The organism is Amnibacterium sp. (assembly GCF_025463795.1).
Classification (GTDB): Bacteria; Actinomycetota; Actinomycetes; order Actinomycetales; family Microbacteriaceae; genus Amnibacterium.
Genome location: NZ_JAODBE010000139.1, coordinates 1 through 17,931 on the forward strand (window position 1 = coordinate 1; position 17,931 = coordinate 17,931).

Sequence of the window (17,931 nt, forward strand, 5' to 3'; positions counted from 1 at the left end):
TGGCGCGATCGTCCTCCGCTGCGGCCCAGTCGTCCGAGAACGCGGTGTCGAGGTGCTACGGCGACGCATGGAGCGCGTCGGCGAGCTCCTGCAGCAGCTCGCGCTGCTGCAGGTAGACGGGGCGTCGGGTGTCGTTCGCCATCACGAACGCGGCGACGATCCCCTTCAGCGCTGCGATCTCGGCCTCGATCCCCCGCGGGATCACGACGTCGGCGCGGAACCGCACGAGATCGCCGGCCGGGTACGCCCGCCGGGTCGCGGTCGTCGCTGCGCCGGAGAACCGGCCGATCAGCTGACTGGTCAGGTTCTTCAGCGCCGCGTGCGCCCGCCGCGAGCCGGTCCACTCGACGATCCAGGAGTCCAGCGCGCGCAGGCGGTGCAGCGCCTCCACGAGCTCGTCCCGGTCGAACTCCCCGCCGACCCAGGCCCACATCGCGGTGACGACGTCGCCCTGGGAGGCGTTCGCCCGCAGCGCCGCGAGGTCGACCGAGCCGCCGACCACCGCGTCCTCGAAGTCGTGCACGGAGTAGGCGATGTCGTCGGACAGGTCCATCACCTGCGCCTCGATGCACGGGCGCCGCAGCGGCGCTCCGTTCCGCAGCCACGCGAACGCCGCCCGGTCCTCCGGGTAGTAGCCGAACTTGGCGCGACCGCTCGGGTCCCCGACCGGCGCCTCGAGGCCCCAGGGGTACTTGACCGACGCGTCGAGGCTCGCCCGGGTGAGGTTGAGGCCGTAGGGCGCGTCGTCGGGGCCGAAGACCTTCGGCTCGAGGCGGGTGAGCAGCCGCAACGACTGGGCGTTGCCCTCGAAGCCGCCGATGTCCGACGCCCACTCGGCGAGCGCCCGCTCCCCGTTGTGGCCGAAGGGCGGATGCCCGAGGTCGTGCGCCAGGCACGCGGTGTCGACGACGTCGGGCGCGAGTCCCAGGCTGCCGGCGAGCTCGCGGCCGACCTGCGCCACTTCCAGCGAGTGGGTGAGGCGGTTGCGGGCGAAGTCGAGGCCGATCGTCGGGGACAGCACCTGGGTCTTCGCGGCGAGCCGCCGGAGCGCGCTGGAGTGCAGGAGTCGTGCCCGGTCGCGGGCGAAGTCGCTGCGCCGCGACGAGTGCTCCTCCGGCAGCCAGCGGTCACGGTCCGACGTCGAGTAGGACTGGTCGGCCGCGTGCTCGGGATCAACCACCACTGGTGTCCAGCTCTGCTCCCGCGAGCGACGAGCGGCCGTCGGCGTCGAGCGTGCGCGAGTCGAGCCAGCGCTCGGGCAGGGCCGGCGACTTGGGGCTGCCGGCCCGTCCGCGCTGACCCTCGGCCGCCTCGCCGGGATAGGGCTGATCGGTGTCGAGCGTCCCGAGCAGGTCGTCGAGCTGCTGCAGCGACTCGACCTGCGCGAGCTTCGCGCGGGTGGTGCCGCCGACGCCGTAGCCCTTGAAGTACCAGGCGACGTGCTTGCGGATGTCGCGGCAGCCGCGGTGCTCTCCCCCTGGGCCCACGCCCGCCTGGGCCCAGGGCCCCTTCCGGGCCGGGGAGTCCGGCGCATCGCGAAGCGGCGTGGCCGCCGTGCTGGTGGGGACGGGGTCGTCGCTGAAGAACTCGACGAGCAGCTCGGCATGGCGCCGGAACGCGGTCGCGACCTCGCCGAGCGTCGGGCGGTGGGGCCGGTCGTCGCCGGCGCCGAACGCGGCGGCCAGGTCGCCGAACAGCCAGGGGCGCCCGAGGCAGCCGCGGCCGACGACGACGCCGTCGCATCCGGTCTCGGCCATCATCCGCACGGCGTCGTCGGCCGACCAGATGTCGCCGTTGCCGAGCACCGGCACGCCGGTCACCGTCTCCTTGAGCTTCGTGATGGCCGACCAGTCGGCGGTGCCGGAGTAGAACTCGGCGGCCGTGCGCGCGTGGAGCGCCATCGACGCCACCCCGGCGCCCTCGGCGATGCGCCCGGCCTCGAGGTAGGTGAGGTGGTCGGCGTCGATGCCCTTGCGCATCTTGACGGTGAGCGGCAAGGGGCCGGCGGCCCGCACCGCACGCTCGACGATCTCCCGGAAGAGGTCGAGCTTCCACGGCAGCGCGGCTCCCCCGCCCTTCCGGGTGACCTTCGGCACCGGGCACCCGAAGTTGAGGTCGATGTGGTCCGCTCGGTCCTCGTCTCGCAGCATGCGCACGGCCTGCTCCACCGTGTCGGGGTCGACGCCGTACAGCTGCACGGAGCGGGGCGTCTCGCTCTCGTGGTGGGTGATGAGGCGCATCGACTCGCGAGTGCGCTCGACGAGGGCGCGACTCGTGATCATCTCGCTGACGTAGAGGCCGGCGCCGTACTCGCGGCAGAGCCGCCGGAAGGCGGTGTTCGTGATGCCTGCCATCGGGGCGAGCACCACGGGCGCGGCGAGACGCAGCGGCCCGATGGCCAGCGGGCGCCCTGGAGCGAGGGTGGTGGTCGACATCCCACCATTCTCCCCGACCGCGGCGACACGCCGCGGCGTCGGCGGAGGCGCCCCGCTCAGCGCTCGGTCGGCCGGGCTGGGGAGGAGCCGACGGCGGGTTCGGAGGCGGCGTCCGGCACGATGCACGCATCACCGTCGCACCCCGGCGCACCGGCGCCGAGCAGCGTCAGCGGGGCGGATGCGCTCATCGCACGGACTCCCGCTCGGCGGCGACCTGCGTCAGCGCACCGGCGAACACGTCGGGGTCCTGCGCCCCCGAGACGCCGTACCGGCCGTCGATCACGAAGAACGGGACGCCCCGGATCCCGTATGCGACCGCCTGCGCCTGGTCCGCGTGCACGGCTCCGAGGAACTCGTGGGTCTCGAGGGCCGTACGCACCGCAACCGTGTCCAGTCCGGCCTCCCCGGCGATCGAGACCAGCTCGTCGACCCGGCCGACGTGCCGGCCCTGCTCGAAGTAGCCCCGGAACAGGGCTTCCGCCGTCTCCAGCTGCCGACCCTGCGCCTTCGCGGCGTGCAGCAGCTCGTGAGCGAGCACCGTGTTCGTGTGGACGACCCGGTCGAAGTCGTAATGCAGGTCGACCGCGGCCGCGATCTCCGTGACCTGCTGCAGCATGGCGGCGACCTGGCCGGCAGGCAGGCCCTTCCGCTCGGCGAGGTACTCCGTCGTGCTGCCCTCGAAGTCGACCGGGGTGTCCGGCGAGAGCTCGAAGGAGTGGTACTCGACCTCGACCGGCACCCCGGACCGGCGGGCGCCCTCCTCGAACTTCCGCTTGCCGATGAAGCACCAGGGGCAGGCCACGTCGGACCAGATGTCGATCTTCACGGGTTCCGTCACCTCCGATCCGACCGTCGGCGGCCTCCAGCTATTCCCGTAGCGTGGGTCGGGTGAGCCTGGAGCGGGTGCAGGAGGACGCGGACGAGCGTGGCATCGGGATCGAGTTCGTCGCCCGTCCGGCGGCGGGCTCCCTCGAGGAGGCCGCCGCGCTGGTCGGCGTCGCCCCGGCCGACATCGTGAAGTCGCTCGTCGTGAAGCGCAGCGACGGCACCTTCCTCTTCGCGCTGATCCCGGGCGACCGGCAGATCGCGTGGCCGAAGCTGCGGGCGGTCGTCGGCGTGAACAAGCTGCAGCTGCCGAGCGCGGATGCGGCGCTCGCGGCGACCGGGTACGAGCGCGGCACCATCACCCCGCTCGGCAGCACGACCGCATGGCCGGTGTTCGCCGACGAGCGGATCGCCGGCCGCGTCGCGATGGGCGCCGGCGCGCACGGCTACTCCGCGTTCGTCGATGCGGCGGAGCTGCTGCACGGCCTCGACGCGACGATCGTCGACATCAGCGACTGAGCGCTCCCCCCGGCGCAGCCCTCAGGCCGTCCCGCACCATCCGCAGCACCTGCTCGGTGAGGGCCGCGCGCTGCGGCTCCCCGAGGTCGCGCAGCGGGCCGTCGAGCAGCAGGCAGGCGAGGCCGTGGACGGCGGACCACGCGGCGACCTCCGCGCCCGCCCGCCGCTCCGTGGGGATCACCCCCGCCGCAGCGCAGTGGTCGAGCGCGGCGGTCAGCCGGCCGAGCGGCCCGATGGCGCGCCCGGCTCCCGGCTCACCGTCGAAGGACCGATGGAGGTCGCGGTGCACCGTGAACGCCGCGCGGAAGAGGCCCGGCTGCCGCAGCGCGAAGCGCACGTAGGCGCGGCCGACCGCGTCGAGCTCCTCCTCCGCACGGGCCCGGTCGTCGACCCTGCTCACGCGCGTGGCCCGCTCGATCTCGTCGTCCATCTCCGTGGCCACGATCCCGAGCGCGGCGACGCTCACCGCGGAGAGCAGGGCGTCCCGGTCCTCGAAGTGCCGGTAGGCCGCGTTGGCGGCGACGCCCGCTCGGCGGGTGACCTCCCGAAGAGTCACCGCATCGGGTCCGCCGTCGCGTGCCAGCTCGACGCCCTCGGCGACCAGCGCCTCCCTGAGATGACCGTGCCGGTAGGTGGCCCGGACACGCTCGCTCGACACGTTGACATGATGGCCCGGCGCCGACATTGTGTACAGCGTCCACATTCGAGGGACGAAGGGCGGCAGCATGGCGACGACGATCGAGGCGACCCTGGGGCCGGCACCGCTGGTCGGCCGACGGCGGACGGCGGCGTTCGCCGTGGTCGCGCTGGCCTTCGTGATGGACCTGCTCGACGGGACGATCGTCAACATCGCGATCCCCTCGATCCGGGCCGACCTCGGCGCGAGCTACGCCGACGTCCAGTGGCTGAGCGCCGGCTACGCGCTCGCCTTCGCCGTGCTGCTGATCACTGGCGGCCGGCTCGGCGACATCGCCGGCTACAAGCGGCTGTTCCTGATCGGCGTCGCGGGATTCACCGTCGCCTCGCTGCTCAGCGGCCTCGCCTGGGCGATCCCGGTGCTCGTCGTCGCGCGACTGCTGCAGGGCATGACGGCCGCGCTGATGGCACCGCAGGTGATCTCGCTCATGCAGGTGATGTACCCGCCCGAGGAGCGCGCCGGCGTGGGCGGGATCTTCGGCGCCCTCGGCGGCCTCGCGGCCACGCTCGGGCCGATCCTCGGCGGCCTGCTCATCCAGTGGAACATCGCCGGGCTGGACTGGCGCCCGATCTTCCTGATCAACGTGCCGGTCGGGATCTTCGCCTTCGTCGCCGGCGTGCGGATGCTTCCGAACGCGCGGTCGCCGCATCCGCTCCGCCTCGACCTCGTGGGCACCGTGCTGATCGTGCTCGCGCTGGGCCTGCTCGTGTTCCCGCTGATCCAGGGCAGGGAGCTGGACTGGCCGGCGTGGGTCTTCGTGATGATGGCGACGAGCGTGCCGGTGTTCGCCCTGTTCTGGTGGCTGCAGCTGCAGGAGTCGCGGCGAGGCGGCTCGCCGCTCGTGCTGCCGGAGCTCTTCCGGACCCGCACCTTCCTCCTTGGGCTGGTCATCAACTCCACGTTCCAGATGGCGCTGCTCGGCTTCCTCTTCACCCTCACGCTGCTGCTGCAGATCGGCCTCGGCTACAGCGTGCTCGCGGCTGCTGTCACCGGTATCCCGACGGCGATCGGGATCTCCATCAGCATCGCCGCACTCGCCCCGAAGCTCGTGCCGGTGATCGGCCGGTACACGCTCACCGTCGGCGTCGTGACCATGGCCGTCGGTATCGGGCTGGTGCTGTGGCCGCTCCGGGCCTTCGGGCTGGGCACGAACGGCTGGGTGCTCGCGCCGGGCCTGCTGCTCGTCGGCCTCGGCATGGGGCTCGTGATGGGCCTGATGTTCGTCGTCACGCTGAAGGACGTCGACGCCACGCACGCCGGCTCCGCCAGCGGAACCCTGAGCGCCGCGAACCAGCTCGGTGGTGCGGTGGGCATCACGCTCGTCGGACTCGTGCTCTTCGGCACTCTGTCGGCCGGAGCCGGACCCGCCTTCGACCAGCACTCGGCGCCTGTCCGCTCCGCGGTCGTCGCGGCAGGTGCGCCCGAGGCCCGAGCGGATGCGGCGGTTCAGGCCGTGCGTTCCTGCTATGTGGCCCGGGTCTCCGCCAAGGACCCGTCGGCGCAGCCGGCGGAGTGCGCAGCGGTGCAGGCGGCGTCCGGCCCCGGCTCCGGGGCGATCGGCAGCACCGTCGCGACCGCGTCGAAGCGCGCGACCGCGGACGACTTCGAGCAGGCGTACGCGTGGACGATGGCGCTGAGCGGCGTCCTCCTCGCGATCTGCCTCGTGCTCGGCCTGCTGCTCCCCCGGCGGATCGAGTTCGCACCGGCCGCCGTATCGGCATGACTGCCCCTCGGGGTCGTCCGCTCGCACACAGGGCGTCGGACGGGGAGATCGGATGGCGGTCCCGGGAGCAGCTCGGCGAACACGGACTCGCCCCGTCGCCACGGTGACCGGGACGCCACGGACCTACTCGCCAAGAAGCTGCTGATCAGCCGGGCCTTCCGGCCTCGTCCGGCTAAGACGCCGCGCTCCTACCCGCGACCGCCGAGCACCCGGGCGGCGATCGCGACGCTGCGATGGGAGAGCACCCGAGGCAGGTCGAGCGAGCCGCGGCAGATCCGGACGAAGCCGGTCGCGCCCGGTCCGACGCTCGACAGCGCCAGGTGGATCAGCAGCGGCCACCGCTCGAACACGCGCAGCATCGTCGCGCCCGCGCGCTGCTCGGGTTCGAGCTCCCGGGCGACTGCGTCCTCGTACGAGGCCAGAGCGGCCACCCCGTCCCTCCGGCCGCGGAGCACCGCGTCTCCGGCCAGCGCACCCGAACGCAGCGCGTACGAGATCCCCTCGCGACTCCACGGCTCGAGCAGGCCGGCGGCGTCCCCGACCACGAGCACGCGGTCCCGGCGCACCGGTGACCCCGGCTCCCGCCAGCGCGTGAGATGCCCGGAGCTCCGCAGCACCCGCCGGTGCTCCATGCCGAGCCCTGCGAGGAAGCGGTCGAGGTAGGCGCGGGTCTGCTCGCCGCGGCCCTTCCGCTCGATCACACCCACGGTCAGGTGCCCGTCCTTCGGGAAGACCCAGCCGTAGGTCCCGGCGTCGCGACCCCAGTCGAGATGGATGCGGTGGGCCCACTCGTCGCCCGCGTCCTCGAGTTCGACCTCCAGGCCCAGGTCGGCCCTCGCGGTCCGCACCCCGACGTCGCGTGCCGTGATACCCGACGCGCCGTCCGCGCCCACCACGACCGAGGCGCGCAGCTCCCCCGCGTCCGTCCGGGCGACAACCGCATCCGCATGCTGCTCGAGAGCCCGCACGCGCACGTGGTCGCGGAACTCGGCGCCCGCAGCCACCGCCGCATCCACAAGGGCCTGATCGAACCGCTCACGATCCACCATCGCGAGGAACGGCCGGGACGACCGCACCCCTCGAGCCGGACCGCCCCGGAAGCCGAACGTCACGTGGTCCACGCGCCGCTCGACCACCGCGAGCGCCTCCGGCGGCAGCACGCGGAGCGAGGTGCCGACGAGCCCGCCGCCGCACGTCTTGTACCGGGGGAAGTGTGCCGCGTCGACGAGGAGCACACGAGCACCACCGGCGGCGGCGACCCGAGCGGCCGTCGCGCCCGCCGGGCCGGCCCCGATGACGAGCAGGTCCCAGGCCGGATCGCTCACGGTGCGCTGAAGCCGGTGGTGACGCCGGGCGAGAAGAGCACCGAGTCCGGGGCGCGGTCCGCGAGGCCCGGGAAGCCGGAGTCGGCGACCAGCTCGTCCTGCAGCTCCCGCAGCTCCGCGGTGACGAGCGGCCACGGCTCGTGCGAGTTGCGCCAGTAGGCGGTGCGGCCGCCGCGCGCGACATGCATCGCCCAGCGGGCGGTGAGGAAGTCGGCGAGTGGATCATCGGTGACGGCCTCGCCGCCGAGCCGCACGCGGATACGGGTCCGCGGCCGAGTCGGGCCCGTGAGTCGTTCCGAGGCGTAGGCGATCCCGTCCCCGATGCGACGGGAACGCATCCGCGCCCACCGGTACGGCAGACCGAGCGCGACCTGCGCCGTGAGCACCGGCAGCAGGTGCTGCGCCTCCAGGGTGCGGAACACCACACCCCTCCGGCCGTCGCCGTCCACGGCGTAGAGCCGCACGTTGGTCTCGAGGAAGGTGCCGAGCCACGGTACGGGCGGGGCGGCGAAGAACTGCGAGGCTTCGAGCCGGAACGGGATCAGGCCCACCCATGTGCCTCCGTCGAACTCGTCCGGAACGGTGCCCGGCGGCAGCAGCGGAGCGACGAGCACCGGATCGACACGCCAGTGCAGGAAGACCGCGTCGCGCCACCGCTGCCGGATGATCGCCGGCCCGGGCAGCGGAGGCGCTGCAGCGCTGATCGGCTCCGGGGCCATGGGTTCAGGCGCCGACCAGCGAGGCCTGCAGGTAGCCGGTCAGCCGGTCGAGGCCCACCCGCTCCTGCTGCATCGAGTCCCGCTGCCGCACCGTGACGGCCTGATCCTCGAGGGAGTCGAAGTCGATGGTGATGCAGAAGGGCGTGCCGATCTCGTCCTGCCGGCGGTACCTGCGGCCGATGGCGCCCGCGTCGTCGAACTCGACGTTCCAGTTCTGACGGAGGTCCGCCGCCACCTTGCGCGCGAGCGGCGACAGCTGCTCGTTCCGGCTGAGCGGCAGGACCGCCGCCTTCACGGGCGCGAGCCGGGGGTCGAGCTTCAGCACCGTGCGCTTGTCCACGCCACCCTTGGTGTTCGGCGCCTCGTCCTCCGTGAACGCGTCCACGAGGAACGCCATCAGCGACCGGGTCACGCCCGCTGCCGGCTCGATCACGTACGGCGTCCAGCGCTCGCCCTTCGCCTGGTCGAAGAAGCTGAGGTCGGTGCCGGACGCCTTGGAGTGGGTCGACAGATCGAAGTCGGTGCGGTTCGCGATGCCCTCGAGCTCGCCCCACTCGCTCCCGGTGAAGCCGAAGCGGTACTCGACGTCGACGGTGCGCTTGGAGTAGTGGGAGAGCTTCTCCTTCGGGTGCTCGAAGAGGCGCAGGTTGTCCGGGGTGATGCCGAGGTCCGTGTACCAGCGGTGCCGCTCGCCGATCCAGTAGTCGTGCCACTGCTCGTCGGTGCCCGGCTCGACGAAGAACTCCATCTCCATCTGCTCGAACTCCCGCGTGCGGAAGATGAAGTTGCCGGGCGTGATCTCGTTGCGGAAGCTCTTGCCGATCTGGCCGATGCCGAACGGCGGCTTCATCCGCGCGGAGTTGAGCACGTTCGCGAAGTTCACGAAGATGCCCTGCGCCGTCTCGGGCCGCAGGTAGTGCAGCCCCTGCTCGTCGTCGACCGGGCCGAGGAACGTCTTCATCAAGCCCGAGAACGCTCGCGGCTCGGTCCAGGCCCCCTTCTGGCCCGTCTCCGGGTCGTTGATGTCGGCGAGGCCGTTGACCGGCGGATGGCCGTGCTTCGCCTCGTACGCCTCGATCAGGTGGTCGGCCCGGTAGCGCTTGTGCGTGTGCAGGCTCTCCACGAGCGGGTCGCTGAACACCTCGACGTGGCCGGACGCCTCCCACACCTGGCGGGGCAGGATCACGGAGGAGTCGAGGCCGACGACGTCGTCGCGACCACGGACCATCGTGCGCCACCACTGGCGCTTGATGTTCTCCTTCAGCTCGACGCCGAGGGGACCGTAGTCCCAGCTCGAGCGTGTGCCGCCGTAGATCTCACCCGCCTGGAAGACGAAGCCCCGGCGCTTGGCGAGGGCGATGACGGCATCGAGCGAGTTGGCGGCCACGGAGCTCCCGTTCTGGGCCGCGACTGGCTGTCCGGCCCGTTGATCTGTCCGGCGAGCCTACCGGTCGCCCGGCGGCCGGATCCGTCGGCCCGGAACCGTCGAGACCTGGTCGTCCCGGTCCCCTACGTCCGTCCGTCCTCCTCGCGGGCGGGCCGGGGAGCGGCAAGACCGACCCTCGCCGGTGCGGCGGACGCGAGCTGCTGGTCGCCCGCCTCCGCGACCGACATGTTGCGTCCCGTGACCTGGGGAGTCGACCGCCGCGCCCGGGCGACCTACTGTGGCGAATCCGAACGAAGGGATCCGACGCATGAGCCTGCGCACGCCCGGACCGCACACGGTGCACACCGTCTGCGAGCACGGCGTCATGTGCGTCGACGATCGGGCCGGTCACGCGGTCACCCTGCTGCGCGCGCGTCTCGCCCACCTCGCCCCGCAGGGGTGGACTGACGCGCGGGTGCTCGACGCGCGGCCCGACGGCGTGCTCGAACTCGAGCGGTGGTCCGACGGCGAGGTGCTCCGCGTCTGGAACCATGCCGATCTGACGGAGGCGCTGCCCGCCGGGTCGGTCGTGGCGCTCCACGGCGCCTACGGCGTCCTCGCGGCCGGCGACCACCGCTACAACGTGGCCGCCGTCTGACGGCTGCTCAGGCTGCGGCCATCGAGCCCATCATCGTGCGGCAGGCGGCCATGCACGCCTCGCAGGCGTCGGCGCACATCGCGCAGGCGTCGCTGTCGGCCGCATGCGAACGGCACTCGGCCATCGTCGCCTCGCACATCCCCAGGCAGGCCCTCAGCATCGACTCCATCGCGCCCATGTCCATGCCCATCGGGCGGAGCATCATGCGCATCGTCGTGTCGCAGACGTCCGCGCACATCGTGGCCATCGCGGCGCAGCGGCCCATGTCGGGCATCCCCGCCATCTGATCGGCGCACATCATGCAGGCCTGCATGCACATCGAACACTGGTCGATGCAGTCCTGCATCGCGGACATGTCCATCCCGGTGGGCATCGACATGGTCTTCATCATGTCGGCCGTCGTCGTCATCACAGCGAACCCCGTCTTCTCCGAGGCCGCGTGGCGTCCGGGCCGGACGCCTGCACCGCGGCCCCGTTCCTGACAGGAAGTATGGCCGCGTCGACCTCGGGATGGGCCGTCCGTTCTGAACGGGCCACCGGCCGAGTGCGTGAGGTGCGCTCCGCGCCTCAGGCGCTCGGAACGTCGACCTCGCGCAGCTCGCCGGTCGCGACGTCGAAGACGAAGCCGCGCACGAACTCCTTCCGCGGCACGAACGGGCTCGCGAGGATCCGGGCGACCGACTGGCGCACGTCTGTGTCGACGTCCTCGAACGCCTCCGCCGCCCACTCCGGCTTGATGCCGGTCTCAGCCTGGATCTGCGCCTTGAAGCCGTCGTCGGTGAAGGTGAGCATCCCGCAGTCGGTGTGGTGGATGAGCACGATCTCGGTGGTCCCGAGCAGCCGCTGGCTGATGGCGAGCGAGCGGATCTCGTCGTCCGTGACCACGCCGCCGGCGTTCCGGATGACGTGGGCCTCACCCTCCTCGAGGCCCAGGATGCGGTAGACGTCCAAGCGGGCGTCCATGCAGGCGACGACGGCGACGCCCTTCGCCGGCGGCAGCGGCAGCGGGCCGCTGAACCCGGCGGCGTAGCGGCGGTTGTTCTCGAGCAGGGTGTCGGTGACGGTCATGGTGTCCTCCTCCGGCGCACCGGACGGCACGCCGGAGCCAGTCCATGCGATCTTCGGCGGCGCGAACGCCCCGTTACCGACTGTGACGGGTGCAGCGGCTAGGGAAGGCCCAGCGGCTCCTGGGGCGAGCCGCTCGACCCGGCCGCGTCCACGGCCGCGCCACTGCGCCCATCCTTCGGCGCGTCGACGGCCGCACCACTGCGCCCATCCTTCGGCGCGTCGACGGCCGCACCGAAGCGGCGCTCGCGGTCCGCATACTGCCCGATCGCCTCCCACAGGTGGCGGCGGCGGAAGTCGGGCCAGAGGGTGTCGAGGAACACCATCTCGGCGTAGGCGGACTGCCACAGCAGGAAGTTGGAGGTGCGCTGCTCACCGGAGGACCGGACGAAGAGGTCCACGTCCGGCATGTCGGGCAGGTAGAGGTGGCGGCCGATCGTCCGCTCGGTGATGGCGTTCGGCTTCAGCCTCCCCGCCGCCACCTCCCCCGCGATCCCCCGAACGGCGTCGGCGATCTCCGTGCGGCCGCCGTAGTTGATGCACATCGTGAGGGTCAGCGTGCGGTTGTGCTGCGTGAGCTCCTCGGCGGAGCGCAGGTCGCCGATCACCGTGCGCCAGAGCCGCGGGGTGCGCCCGGCCCAGCGGATCCGCACGCCCCACTCATTCAGCTGCTCCCGCCGGCGCCGCAGCACCTCGCGGTTGAAGCCGAGGATGAAGCGCACCTCGTCGGGCGAGCGCGACCAGTTCTCCGTCGAGAACGCGTAGGCGGAGAGGTGCTGCACGCCGGCCTGGAGCGCCCCGGCCACGACGTCGAGCAGGGCGGCCTCGCCGGCGCGGTGGCCCTCGATGCGCGGCAGCCCCTGACGGTTGGCCCACCGGCCGTTACCGTCCATCACGACCGCGATATGGGCCGGGACGCGCGCGAAGGACGGCGGCGTCTCCTCCGTCCAGTCGACCGGGCGGATGGGGTCGAGCTGGGGGCGAGCCACTACGCGACGATCTCGGGAGTGGCCCGGTCGACGTGCGGCAGCGACCGCAGCCCGCGCTCCAGGTGCCACTGCGTGTAGGCGGCGATGACGCCGGACGCCTGCGCCCGGGTCGAAGCGGCCGCGGCGTCCGCGGTGGCCCAGTTCCCGGTGAGCAGCGCACCGAGCAGGCCGATGGTCTCGGGCGTGAGGCGCGGGGCGCCGGGAGGGGCCACGGCGTCGGCGACCATCCCGCCGAGCTGCGCCACGAACGCGGTGTGCGGGCCGGGCTCACCGGTCACCGCGCAGTCGCCGAAGCTCGGCGCCCAGCCTGCGATCGACAGCGCCCGCAGCAGGTACGAGTCGAGCGTCAGGGACGAGCCGTGCTCGCCGCGGGCGAGCGAGCGGAGCGCACCGACCAGCAGCAGGTACTGCTGCGGGGACGCCTCGTCCGTGAGGCGGTCCGCCGTCTCGACGATCACGTTGGCGGCGGTGAACGCGGCGTAGTCGGCGGCGATGGGTGCGCCGTACGAGCCGAGCGACTCGGCCTGCTGGATCACGTCGAGGCTGCGACCCTCGTAGCACTGCAGGTCGACGACCATGAAGGGCTCGAGGCGCGCGCCGAACCGGCTCGTGGTGCGCCGGACGCCCTTCGCGACAGCGCGGATCTTGCCGCGCCTGCGGCCGAGCATCGTGACGATGCGGTCCGCCTCACCCAGCGAGTGGGTGCGCAGGACGACGGCTTCGTCACGATAGGTGGGCACGCCTCATTCTCCCGCCGACCACCGACCGCGGCGACCCACCATGTGGCGTGGACCCAGGACGATCCCGCGGACCGGAGGCGCGGCCTTCGCGCCGACCGCGCCGGAGCGCCGACGACCATGAGCTCATGCTCACGCGGCCAGCGGGTAGGCCCGTGCCTCCTCGAGGGTCGAGAACCGGTGGATGCTCGAGATCGAGCCGTTGCGCAGTCCGAACGTAGAGAAGACCGTCCTCGGTTCCCCCGCGCCGTTCGGCAACGCGTCCTGGGCCACGACGATGCCGCCCGGCACGTCGTAGCAGTCCCGCGGCATCAGCCGCACCCCCGCACTCTCCACCCATCGCTGCATCACGGCACGGCCCGCGAGCTCCCCTTCGAGATCCCCCAGCACCACATCCTCGGTGCAGGCCGCGGCCGCTGTGGCCCCGTCCCCGTTGTTCACCGCGACGTGCCAGATGACGATGACGGAATCGAGGGTCGAAGTCGTGAGCGTCATGCAGGCAGGATGCACCACGCCTAGGTGCCACGCCAGGACCGTTCACGGAATGTTTCGCCATCCCATAGGGATGTTCGCGGATAACGAACAGATCACGCCTCGGCGTGCCCGGGAGACCAAGGGGGGATCGGGCGGTGAGTCGTTTCAGCGCGGTCCGGGACGCGTGTCAACCCCCCTGACCCGGCTCGACGGCGCTTCTCGAGAGGGATCTCAGCCCGGATCCGGACTCGGCGCCGAAACCGCGGACCGCGGCCCGGCGCCGGCCCGATCAGGCGAGAAGGAGGCTCGGCACGTGCGCGCGGACGGCGCGGTTCACCGACGACACGATCGCGCGCAGCGACGCCGTGGCGATGTCCGCGTCGATGCCGACGCCCCAGAGGCGGGACCCGTTCACGTCGAGGTCGACGTACGCCGCCGCCCGCGCGTCGCCGCCGGCGCTCATCGCGTGCTCCACGTAGTCGTAGAGCGAGATCCGGTAGCCCTCGCCCTCCATGATGCGCAGGAAGCCGTCGATGGGGCCGTTGCCGCGGGCCTCCAGCTCCTTCACCTCGTCGTCGACGCGCAGGCGCACGCCGAGCACCACCTCGCCGGAGAGGTCGCTGGCGGTGCGGGTGCCGAGCACCTCGAACCGGCCCCACTTGGCTTCGGGATCCGTCGCGGGCAGGTACTCGTCACCGAAGATCGCCCAGATCTCCTCGCTCGTCACCTCGCCGCCGTCGGCGTCCGTCTTGGCCTGCACGACGTGGGAGAACTCGATCTGCAGCTTGCGGGGCAGGTCGAGCGCGTGATCCGTCTTCAGCAGGTACGCCACGCCCCCCTTGCCGGACTGCGAGTTGACGCGGATGACGGCCTCGTAGCTGCGACCGAGGTCCTTCGGGTCGACCGGCAGGTAGGGCACGGCCCACTCGAGCTGCTCGACGGGTGTGCCGGTGCGCTCGGCCGTCGCGGCCATCGCCTCGAAGCCCTTCTTGATGGCGTCCTGGTGGCTGCCGCTGAACGCGGTGTAGACGAGGTCGCCGGCCCACGGGCTGCGCTCGTGCACCTTCAGCTGGTTGCAGTGCTCGGCGGTGGCGCGGATGCGGTCCAGGTCGCGGAAGTCGATCTGCGGGTCGATGCCCTGGGTGAACAGGTTCAGGCCGAGCGCGACGAGGTCGACGTTGCCGGTGCGTTCGCCGTTGCCGAAGAGGCAGCCCTCGATGCGATCCGCGCCCGCGAGGTAGCCGAGCTCGGCGGCCGCGATCGCCGTGCCTCGGTCGTTGTGCGGGTGCAGCGACAGGATCACGTGCTCGCGGGAGTCCAGGTGGCGGTTCATCCACTCGATCGAGTCGGCGTAGACGTTCGGGGTCGCCATCTCGACCGTGGCGGGCAGGTTGATGATCACCTTCCGCTCGGCGGTCGGCACGAAGACCTCGAGCACGCGGTTGCAGATCTCGGCCGCGAACTCGAGCTCGGTGCCGGTGTACGACTCGGGCGAGTACTCGTAGTAGACGGTGGTGCCCGGCACCGTCTCCTCGTACCGCTTGCAGAGCCGCGCGCCCTCGAGGGCGATGTCGACGATGCCTTGACGGCCGGTGCGGAAGACCACGTCGCGCTGCAGGATGCTCGTCGAGTTGTAGAGGTGCACGATCGCCTGCTTGGCGCCGCGGATCGACTCGTAGGTGCGGGCGATGAGGTGCTCGCGCGCCTGGGTGAGCACCTGGATGGTGACGTCGTCCGGGATGGCGCCCTCGTCGATGAGGCTGCGGACGAAGTCGAAGTCGGTCCGGCTCGCGGACGGGAAGCCGACCTCGATCTCCTTGTAGCCCATCCGGACGAGCAGGTCGAACATGATCCGCTTGCGCTCGGGGCTCATCGGGTCGATGAGCGCCTGGTTGCCGTCGCGGAGGTCGACCGCGCACCAGCGCGGCGCGGCGGTGATGCGCTGGTCGGGCCAGGTCCGGTCGGGCAGGTCGACGCGGAACTGGTCCAGATAGGGGCGGTACCGGTGCACCGGCATCGGGGACGGCTGCTGCTGGTTCTTCATGGTGCTTCTTCCTCGTACTCGTCTCGGTGCGGCCGACAGCGGACTCCGCGACGAGGAGGGCCTTGGGGTCAGGCCTCGTCGCGGCGACGAAGGAGGAGCAGCACCTGCAGCACGGGGGCAGGGTAGCAGACGAGGCCGCACGGAGCCCGGTCCCGAGGCCCGGGCCGGGCGCTCAGAACCCGAGTCGGTTGAGCGCGCGCGGGTCGCGCTGCCACTCCTTCGCGACCTTCACGTGCAGGGACAGGAACACCTTCTCGCCGACGAGCGGCTCGATGCCCGCGCGGGCGGTGCTGCCGATCTGCTTCAGGCGCGAGCCGCCCCGGCCGATCATGATGATCCGCTGGCTGTCCCGCTCCACCCAGACGTTCGCGTAGATGCGCACGAGGCCGTCCTCGTGCTCGATGTCGTCGATGGTGACGGCGAGGGAGTGCGGCAGCTCCTCGCGCGCGCCCTCGAGCGCCGCCTCCCGGATGAGTTCCGCGATGCGCTGCTCGAGCGACTCGTCGGTGACCTCCTCGTCCGGGTAGAGCGGTGGCGACTCCGGCAGGAGGGCCATCGCCTCGTCGGCGAGCACGTCGAGCTGCGTGCGGTCCTGCGCCGAGACCGGCACGATGCTCGCCCACTCCCCCAGCTCACTGACCGCGAGCAGCTGCCGCGCGACGCGCTCCTTCGGCACGGCGTCGATCTTCGTGACGATCGCGATGCGTTTCGCGTGCCGCGCCTTGTCGAGCTGGGCGTGCAGGTACCGGTCGCCCGGCCCGATCGGCTCGCCCGCGGGGATGCAGAAGCCGATGACGTCCACGTCCACGAGCGTCGCTGCGACGACGTCGTTGAGCCGTTCGCCGAGGAGCGTGCGCGGGCGGTGCATGCCCGGGGTGTCGACGATCACCAGCTGGCCGTCCGGCCGGGTCAGGATCCCGCGGATCGCCCGCCTCGTCGTCTGCGGCTTCGGGGAGGTGATCGCGACCTTCTCCCCGACGAGGGCGTTCATCAGGGTCGACTTGCCGACGTTCGGCCGTCCGACGAACGTGAGGAATCCGGACCGGTACGTCATGCGCCCAACACCTTCGTCGCCGCCTCCTCGTCCTCGGGATCCGCCACGTCGGGGTCCCGTTCGACGAGCACGCGGGTCAGCCGGCGGCGCCGGCCGTCGGTGCGGTCCGCCGTGAGGATCAGTCCCGCCACGTGCACGACGTCGCCGAGCTTCGGCAGACGTCCCAGCCGCTTCGTGAGCAGACCGCCCACGGAGTCGACGTCCTCGTCCTCGAGCTCCGTCCCGACCAGGTCGCCCAGCTCGTCGAGCGCGAGCCGCGCGGCGACCAGCCACGCGCCGTCGCGGATCTCCTCGATCTCCGGGCCGCCGCGATCCGACTCGTCCGAGATCTCGCCGACGAGCTCCTCGATGAGGTCCTCGAGCGTGACGAGGCCGGCGATGCCGCCGTACTCGTCGACCACCATCGCCAGGTGGTTCGACTCGAGCTGCATCTGGCGCAGGGTGTCGTCCGCCTTCTTCGAGTCGGGCACGAACAGCGCGGGCCGCGCGAGGTCCGCCGCGGTCGTGGTGGCGGCCGCCTCGGGATGCTCGAACACGACGCGGGCGACGTCGCGGAGGTGCAGCACGCCGATGATCTCGTCGGCATCCCTGGCCTGCACCGGCACGCGCGAGAGCGCCCTGGCGAGGAAGAGGCGCATGGCGCCGTCGATCGTCGTGTGGGCGTCGACGGTGACCATGTCGGTGCGCGGGATCATCACCTCGCGCGCGACCGTGTCGCCCCACTCGAAGATGGAGTGGATCAGCTCGCGGTCGTCCTTCTCGAGCACGTCGAGCTCGGTCGCCTCGTCGACCATGCTGAGCAGCTGCTCCTCGGACGTGAAGGTGGAGGCACGCGGGCGGCCGGGCGTGACGGTGTTGCCGAGCCACGCGAGCACGTCGGCGAGGGGCCCGAGCAGCAGCCGGGCGCCGCGGATGATCGGGGCTGAGAAGCGCAGCACGACGCGGGCGTGCACGCGGCCGACGCTGCGGGGGCTCGCACCGACGAGCACGAACGAGACCGCGGTCATGATGACGGCGGCGATCAGCAGCACGAGCCAGGCGTTGTCGACGAGTCCCGCGACGGCGAGCGTCACGAGCACCGCGGCACTCGTCTCGGCGAGGACCCGCAGGAAGTTGACCGCGTTGATGTGGGCGCCGGCATCCGCGGCGATCGCGAGCAGCGACCTGCGGAAGCGCGAGCGGAGGGCGAGGTCCTGCGTCTCGGCCCGCGACAGGGTCGCCATCGCGGAGTCGCAGGCGGCGAGCAGGCCGCCGAACGCGACCAGCACGACCGCGACGATCAGGAAGAGGGGTGCCATCGC

The 17,931-nt window shown here is 71.9% G+C and carries 17 protein-coding genes and 1 pseudogene; 3 read left to right on the plus strand and 15 right to left on the minus strand.

Annotation, left to right across the window (positions count from 1 at the left end; translation table 11 throughout):
- Positions 1-58 precede the first annotated feature (58 nt).
- From JWQ92_RS12035 to JWQ92_RS12045, 3 genes and pseudogenes are all read right to left on the minus strand, one after another.
- Positions 59-1,180 (minus strand): annotated as a pseudogene (locus JWQ92_RS12035) (deoxyguanosinetriphosphate triphosphohydrolase); the annotation flags it as partial.
- Positions 1,173-2,435 carry a tRNA dihydrouridine synthase DusB gene (gene dusB / locus JWQ92_RS12040; RefSeq protein WP_297344700.1) on the minus strand — a complete coding sequence of 421 codons (1,263 nt, stop codon included), beginning with the start codon at positions 2,433-2,435 and terminating at the stop codon, positions 1,173-1,175. The pseudogene JWQ92_RS12035 and the gene dusB, both read right to left, overlap by 8 nt.
- Before the next feature lie 184 nt (positions 2,436-2,619).
- Positions 2,620-3,273, minus strand: a complete 654-nt coding sequence (locus JWQ92_RS12045; protein ID WP_297344701.1) for a DsbA family oxidoreductase — start codon at positions 3,271-3,273, stop codon at positions 2,620-2,622.
- A 50-nt stretch (positions 3,274-3,323) separates the two neighbouring features.
- Between JWQ92_RS12045 and JWQ92_RS12050 the strand changes: the two genes are divergently transcribed.
- Positions 3,324-3,779, plus strand: coding sequence for an aminoacyl-tRNA deacylase (locus tag JWQ92_RS12050; protein WP_297344702.1), 456 nt, complete (start codon positions 3,324-3,326; stop codon positions 3,777-3,779).
- Here the strand turns inward: JWQ92_RS12050 and JWQ92_RS12055 are convergent.
- Complete coding sequence (locus JWQ92_RS12055) at positions 3,769-4,437, minus strand: TetR/AcrR family transcriptional regulator (protein ID WP_297344703.1); 669 nt, start codon at positions 4,435-4,437, stop codon at positions 3,769-3,771. The two genes, JWQ92_RS12050 and JWQ92_RS12055, sit on opposite strands and share 11 nt — an antisense overlap.
- Before the next feature lie 67 nt (positions 4,438-4,504).
- Here JWQ92_RS12055 and JWQ92_RS12060 point away from each other — a divergent pair, with 67 nt between their 5' ends.
- Positions 4,505-6,199 carry an MFS transporter gene (locus JWQ92_RS12060; protein ID WP_297344704.1) on the plus strand — a complete coding sequence of 565 codons (1,695 nt, stop codon included), beginning with the start codon at positions 4,505-4,507 and terminating at the stop codon, positions 6,197-6,199.
- A 188-nt stretch (positions 6,200-6,387) separates the two neighbouring features.
- On the opposite strand, the gene JWQ92_RS12065 is transcribed toward JWQ92_RS12060, so the two are convergent.
- Genes JWQ92_RS12065 through JWQ92_RS12075 form a run of 3 tightly spaced genes read right to left on the minus strand, consistent with a single transcriptional unit; the run spans position 6,388 to position 9,630 of the window.
- On the minus strand, positions 6,388-7,524 hold the full coding sequence (locus tag JWQ92_RS12065; protein WP_297344705.1) for a geranylgeranyl reductase family protein: 1,137 nt from the start codon (positions 7,522-7,524) through the stop codon (positions 6,388-6,390).
- The gene (locus tag JWQ92_RS12070; RefSeq protein WP_297344706.1) at positions 7,521-8,243 is read right to left on the minus strand and encodes a DUF2071 domain-containing protein; all 723 of its coding nucleotides are present in this window, start codon (positions 8,241-8,243) and stop codon (positions 7,521-7,523) included. Before JWQ92_RS12070 ends, JWQ92_RS12065 begins: the two co-directional genes overlap by 4 nt.
- A gap of 4 nt (positions 8,244-8,247) precedes the next feature.
- On the minus strand, positions 8,248-9,630 hold the full coding sequence (locus tag JWQ92_RS12075; RefSeq protein ID WP_297344707.1) for a glycine--tRNA ligase: 1,383 nt from the start codon (positions 9,628-9,630) through the stop codon (positions 8,248-8,250).
- A gap of 307 nt (positions 9,631-9,937) precedes the next feature.
- Here JWQ92_RS12075 and JWQ92_RS12080 point away from each other — a divergent pair, with 307 nt between their 5' ends.
- Positions 9,938-10,267: a hypothetical protein gene (locus JWQ92_RS12080; protein WP_297344708.1), complete on the plus strand. Its 330-nt coding sequence runs from the start codon at positions 9,938-9,940 to the stop codon at positions 10,265-10,267.
- A gap of 7 nt (positions 10,268-10,274) precedes the next feature.
- On the opposite strand, the gene JWQ92_RS12085 is transcribed toward JWQ92_RS12080, so the two are convergent.
- The 8 genes from JWQ92_RS12085 to JWQ92_RS12120 all read right to left on the minus strand — a co-directional run bounded on the left by JWQ92_RS12085 (position 10,275) and on the right by JWQ92_RS12120 (position 17,928).
- Entirely contained in the window at positions 10,275-10,676 is a 402-nt protein-coding gene (locus tag JWQ92_RS12085) for a hypothetical protein (protein WP_297344709.1), read from the minus strand.
- Positions 10,677-10,834: 158 nt separating this feature from the next.
- Positions 10,835-11,335: a carbonic anhydrase gene (locus JWQ92_RS12090; RefSeq protein WP_297344710.1), complete on the minus strand. Its 501-nt coding sequence runs from the start codon at positions 11,333-11,335 to the stop codon at positions 10,835-10,837.
- Positions 11,336-11,433: 98 nt separating this feature from the next.
- Positions 11,434-12,321: an isoprenyl transferase gene (locus JWQ92_RS12095; RefSeq protein ID WP_297344711.1), complete on the minus strand. Its 888-nt coding sequence runs from the start codon at positions 12,319-12,321 to the stop codon at positions 11,434-11,436.
- The gene (recO, locus tag JWQ92_RS12100; protein ID WP_297344712.1) at positions 12,321-13,061 is read right to left on the minus strand and encodes a DNA repair protein RecO; all 741 of its coding nucleotides are present in this window, start codon (positions 13,059-13,061) and stop codon (positions 12,321-12,323) included. Before recO ends, JWQ92_RS12095 begins: the two co-directional genes overlap by 1 nt.
- Positions 13,062-13,190: 129 nt before the next feature.
- Positions 13,191-13,553, minus strand: coding sequence for a hypothetical protein (locus tag JWQ92_RS12105; protein ID WP_297344713.1), 363 nt, complete (start codon positions 13,551-13,553; stop codon positions 13,191-13,193).
- Positions 13,554-13,821: 268 nt separating this feature from the next.
- Entirely contained in the window at positions 13,822-15,576 is a 1,755-nt protein-coding gene (gene leuA / locus JWQ92_RS12110) for a 2-isopropylmalate synthase (protein WP_297344714.1), read from the minus strand.
- A gap of 172 nt (positions 15,577-15,748) precedes the next feature.
- A complete protein-coding gene (gene era, locus JWQ92_RS12115; RefSeq protein ID WP_297344715.1) occupies positions 15,749-16,630 on the minus strand; it encodes a GTPase Era in 882 nt (293 codons plus the stop codon).
- A complete protein-coding gene (locus JWQ92_RS12120) occupies positions 16,627-17,928 on the minus strand; it encodes a hemolysin family protein (RefSeq protein WP_297344716.1) in 1,302 nt (433 codons plus the stop codon). The genes era and JWQ92_RS12120 overlap by 4 nt, the downstream gene beginning before the upstream one ends.
- Between the last annotated feature and the right edge of the window lie 3 nt (positions 17,929-17,931).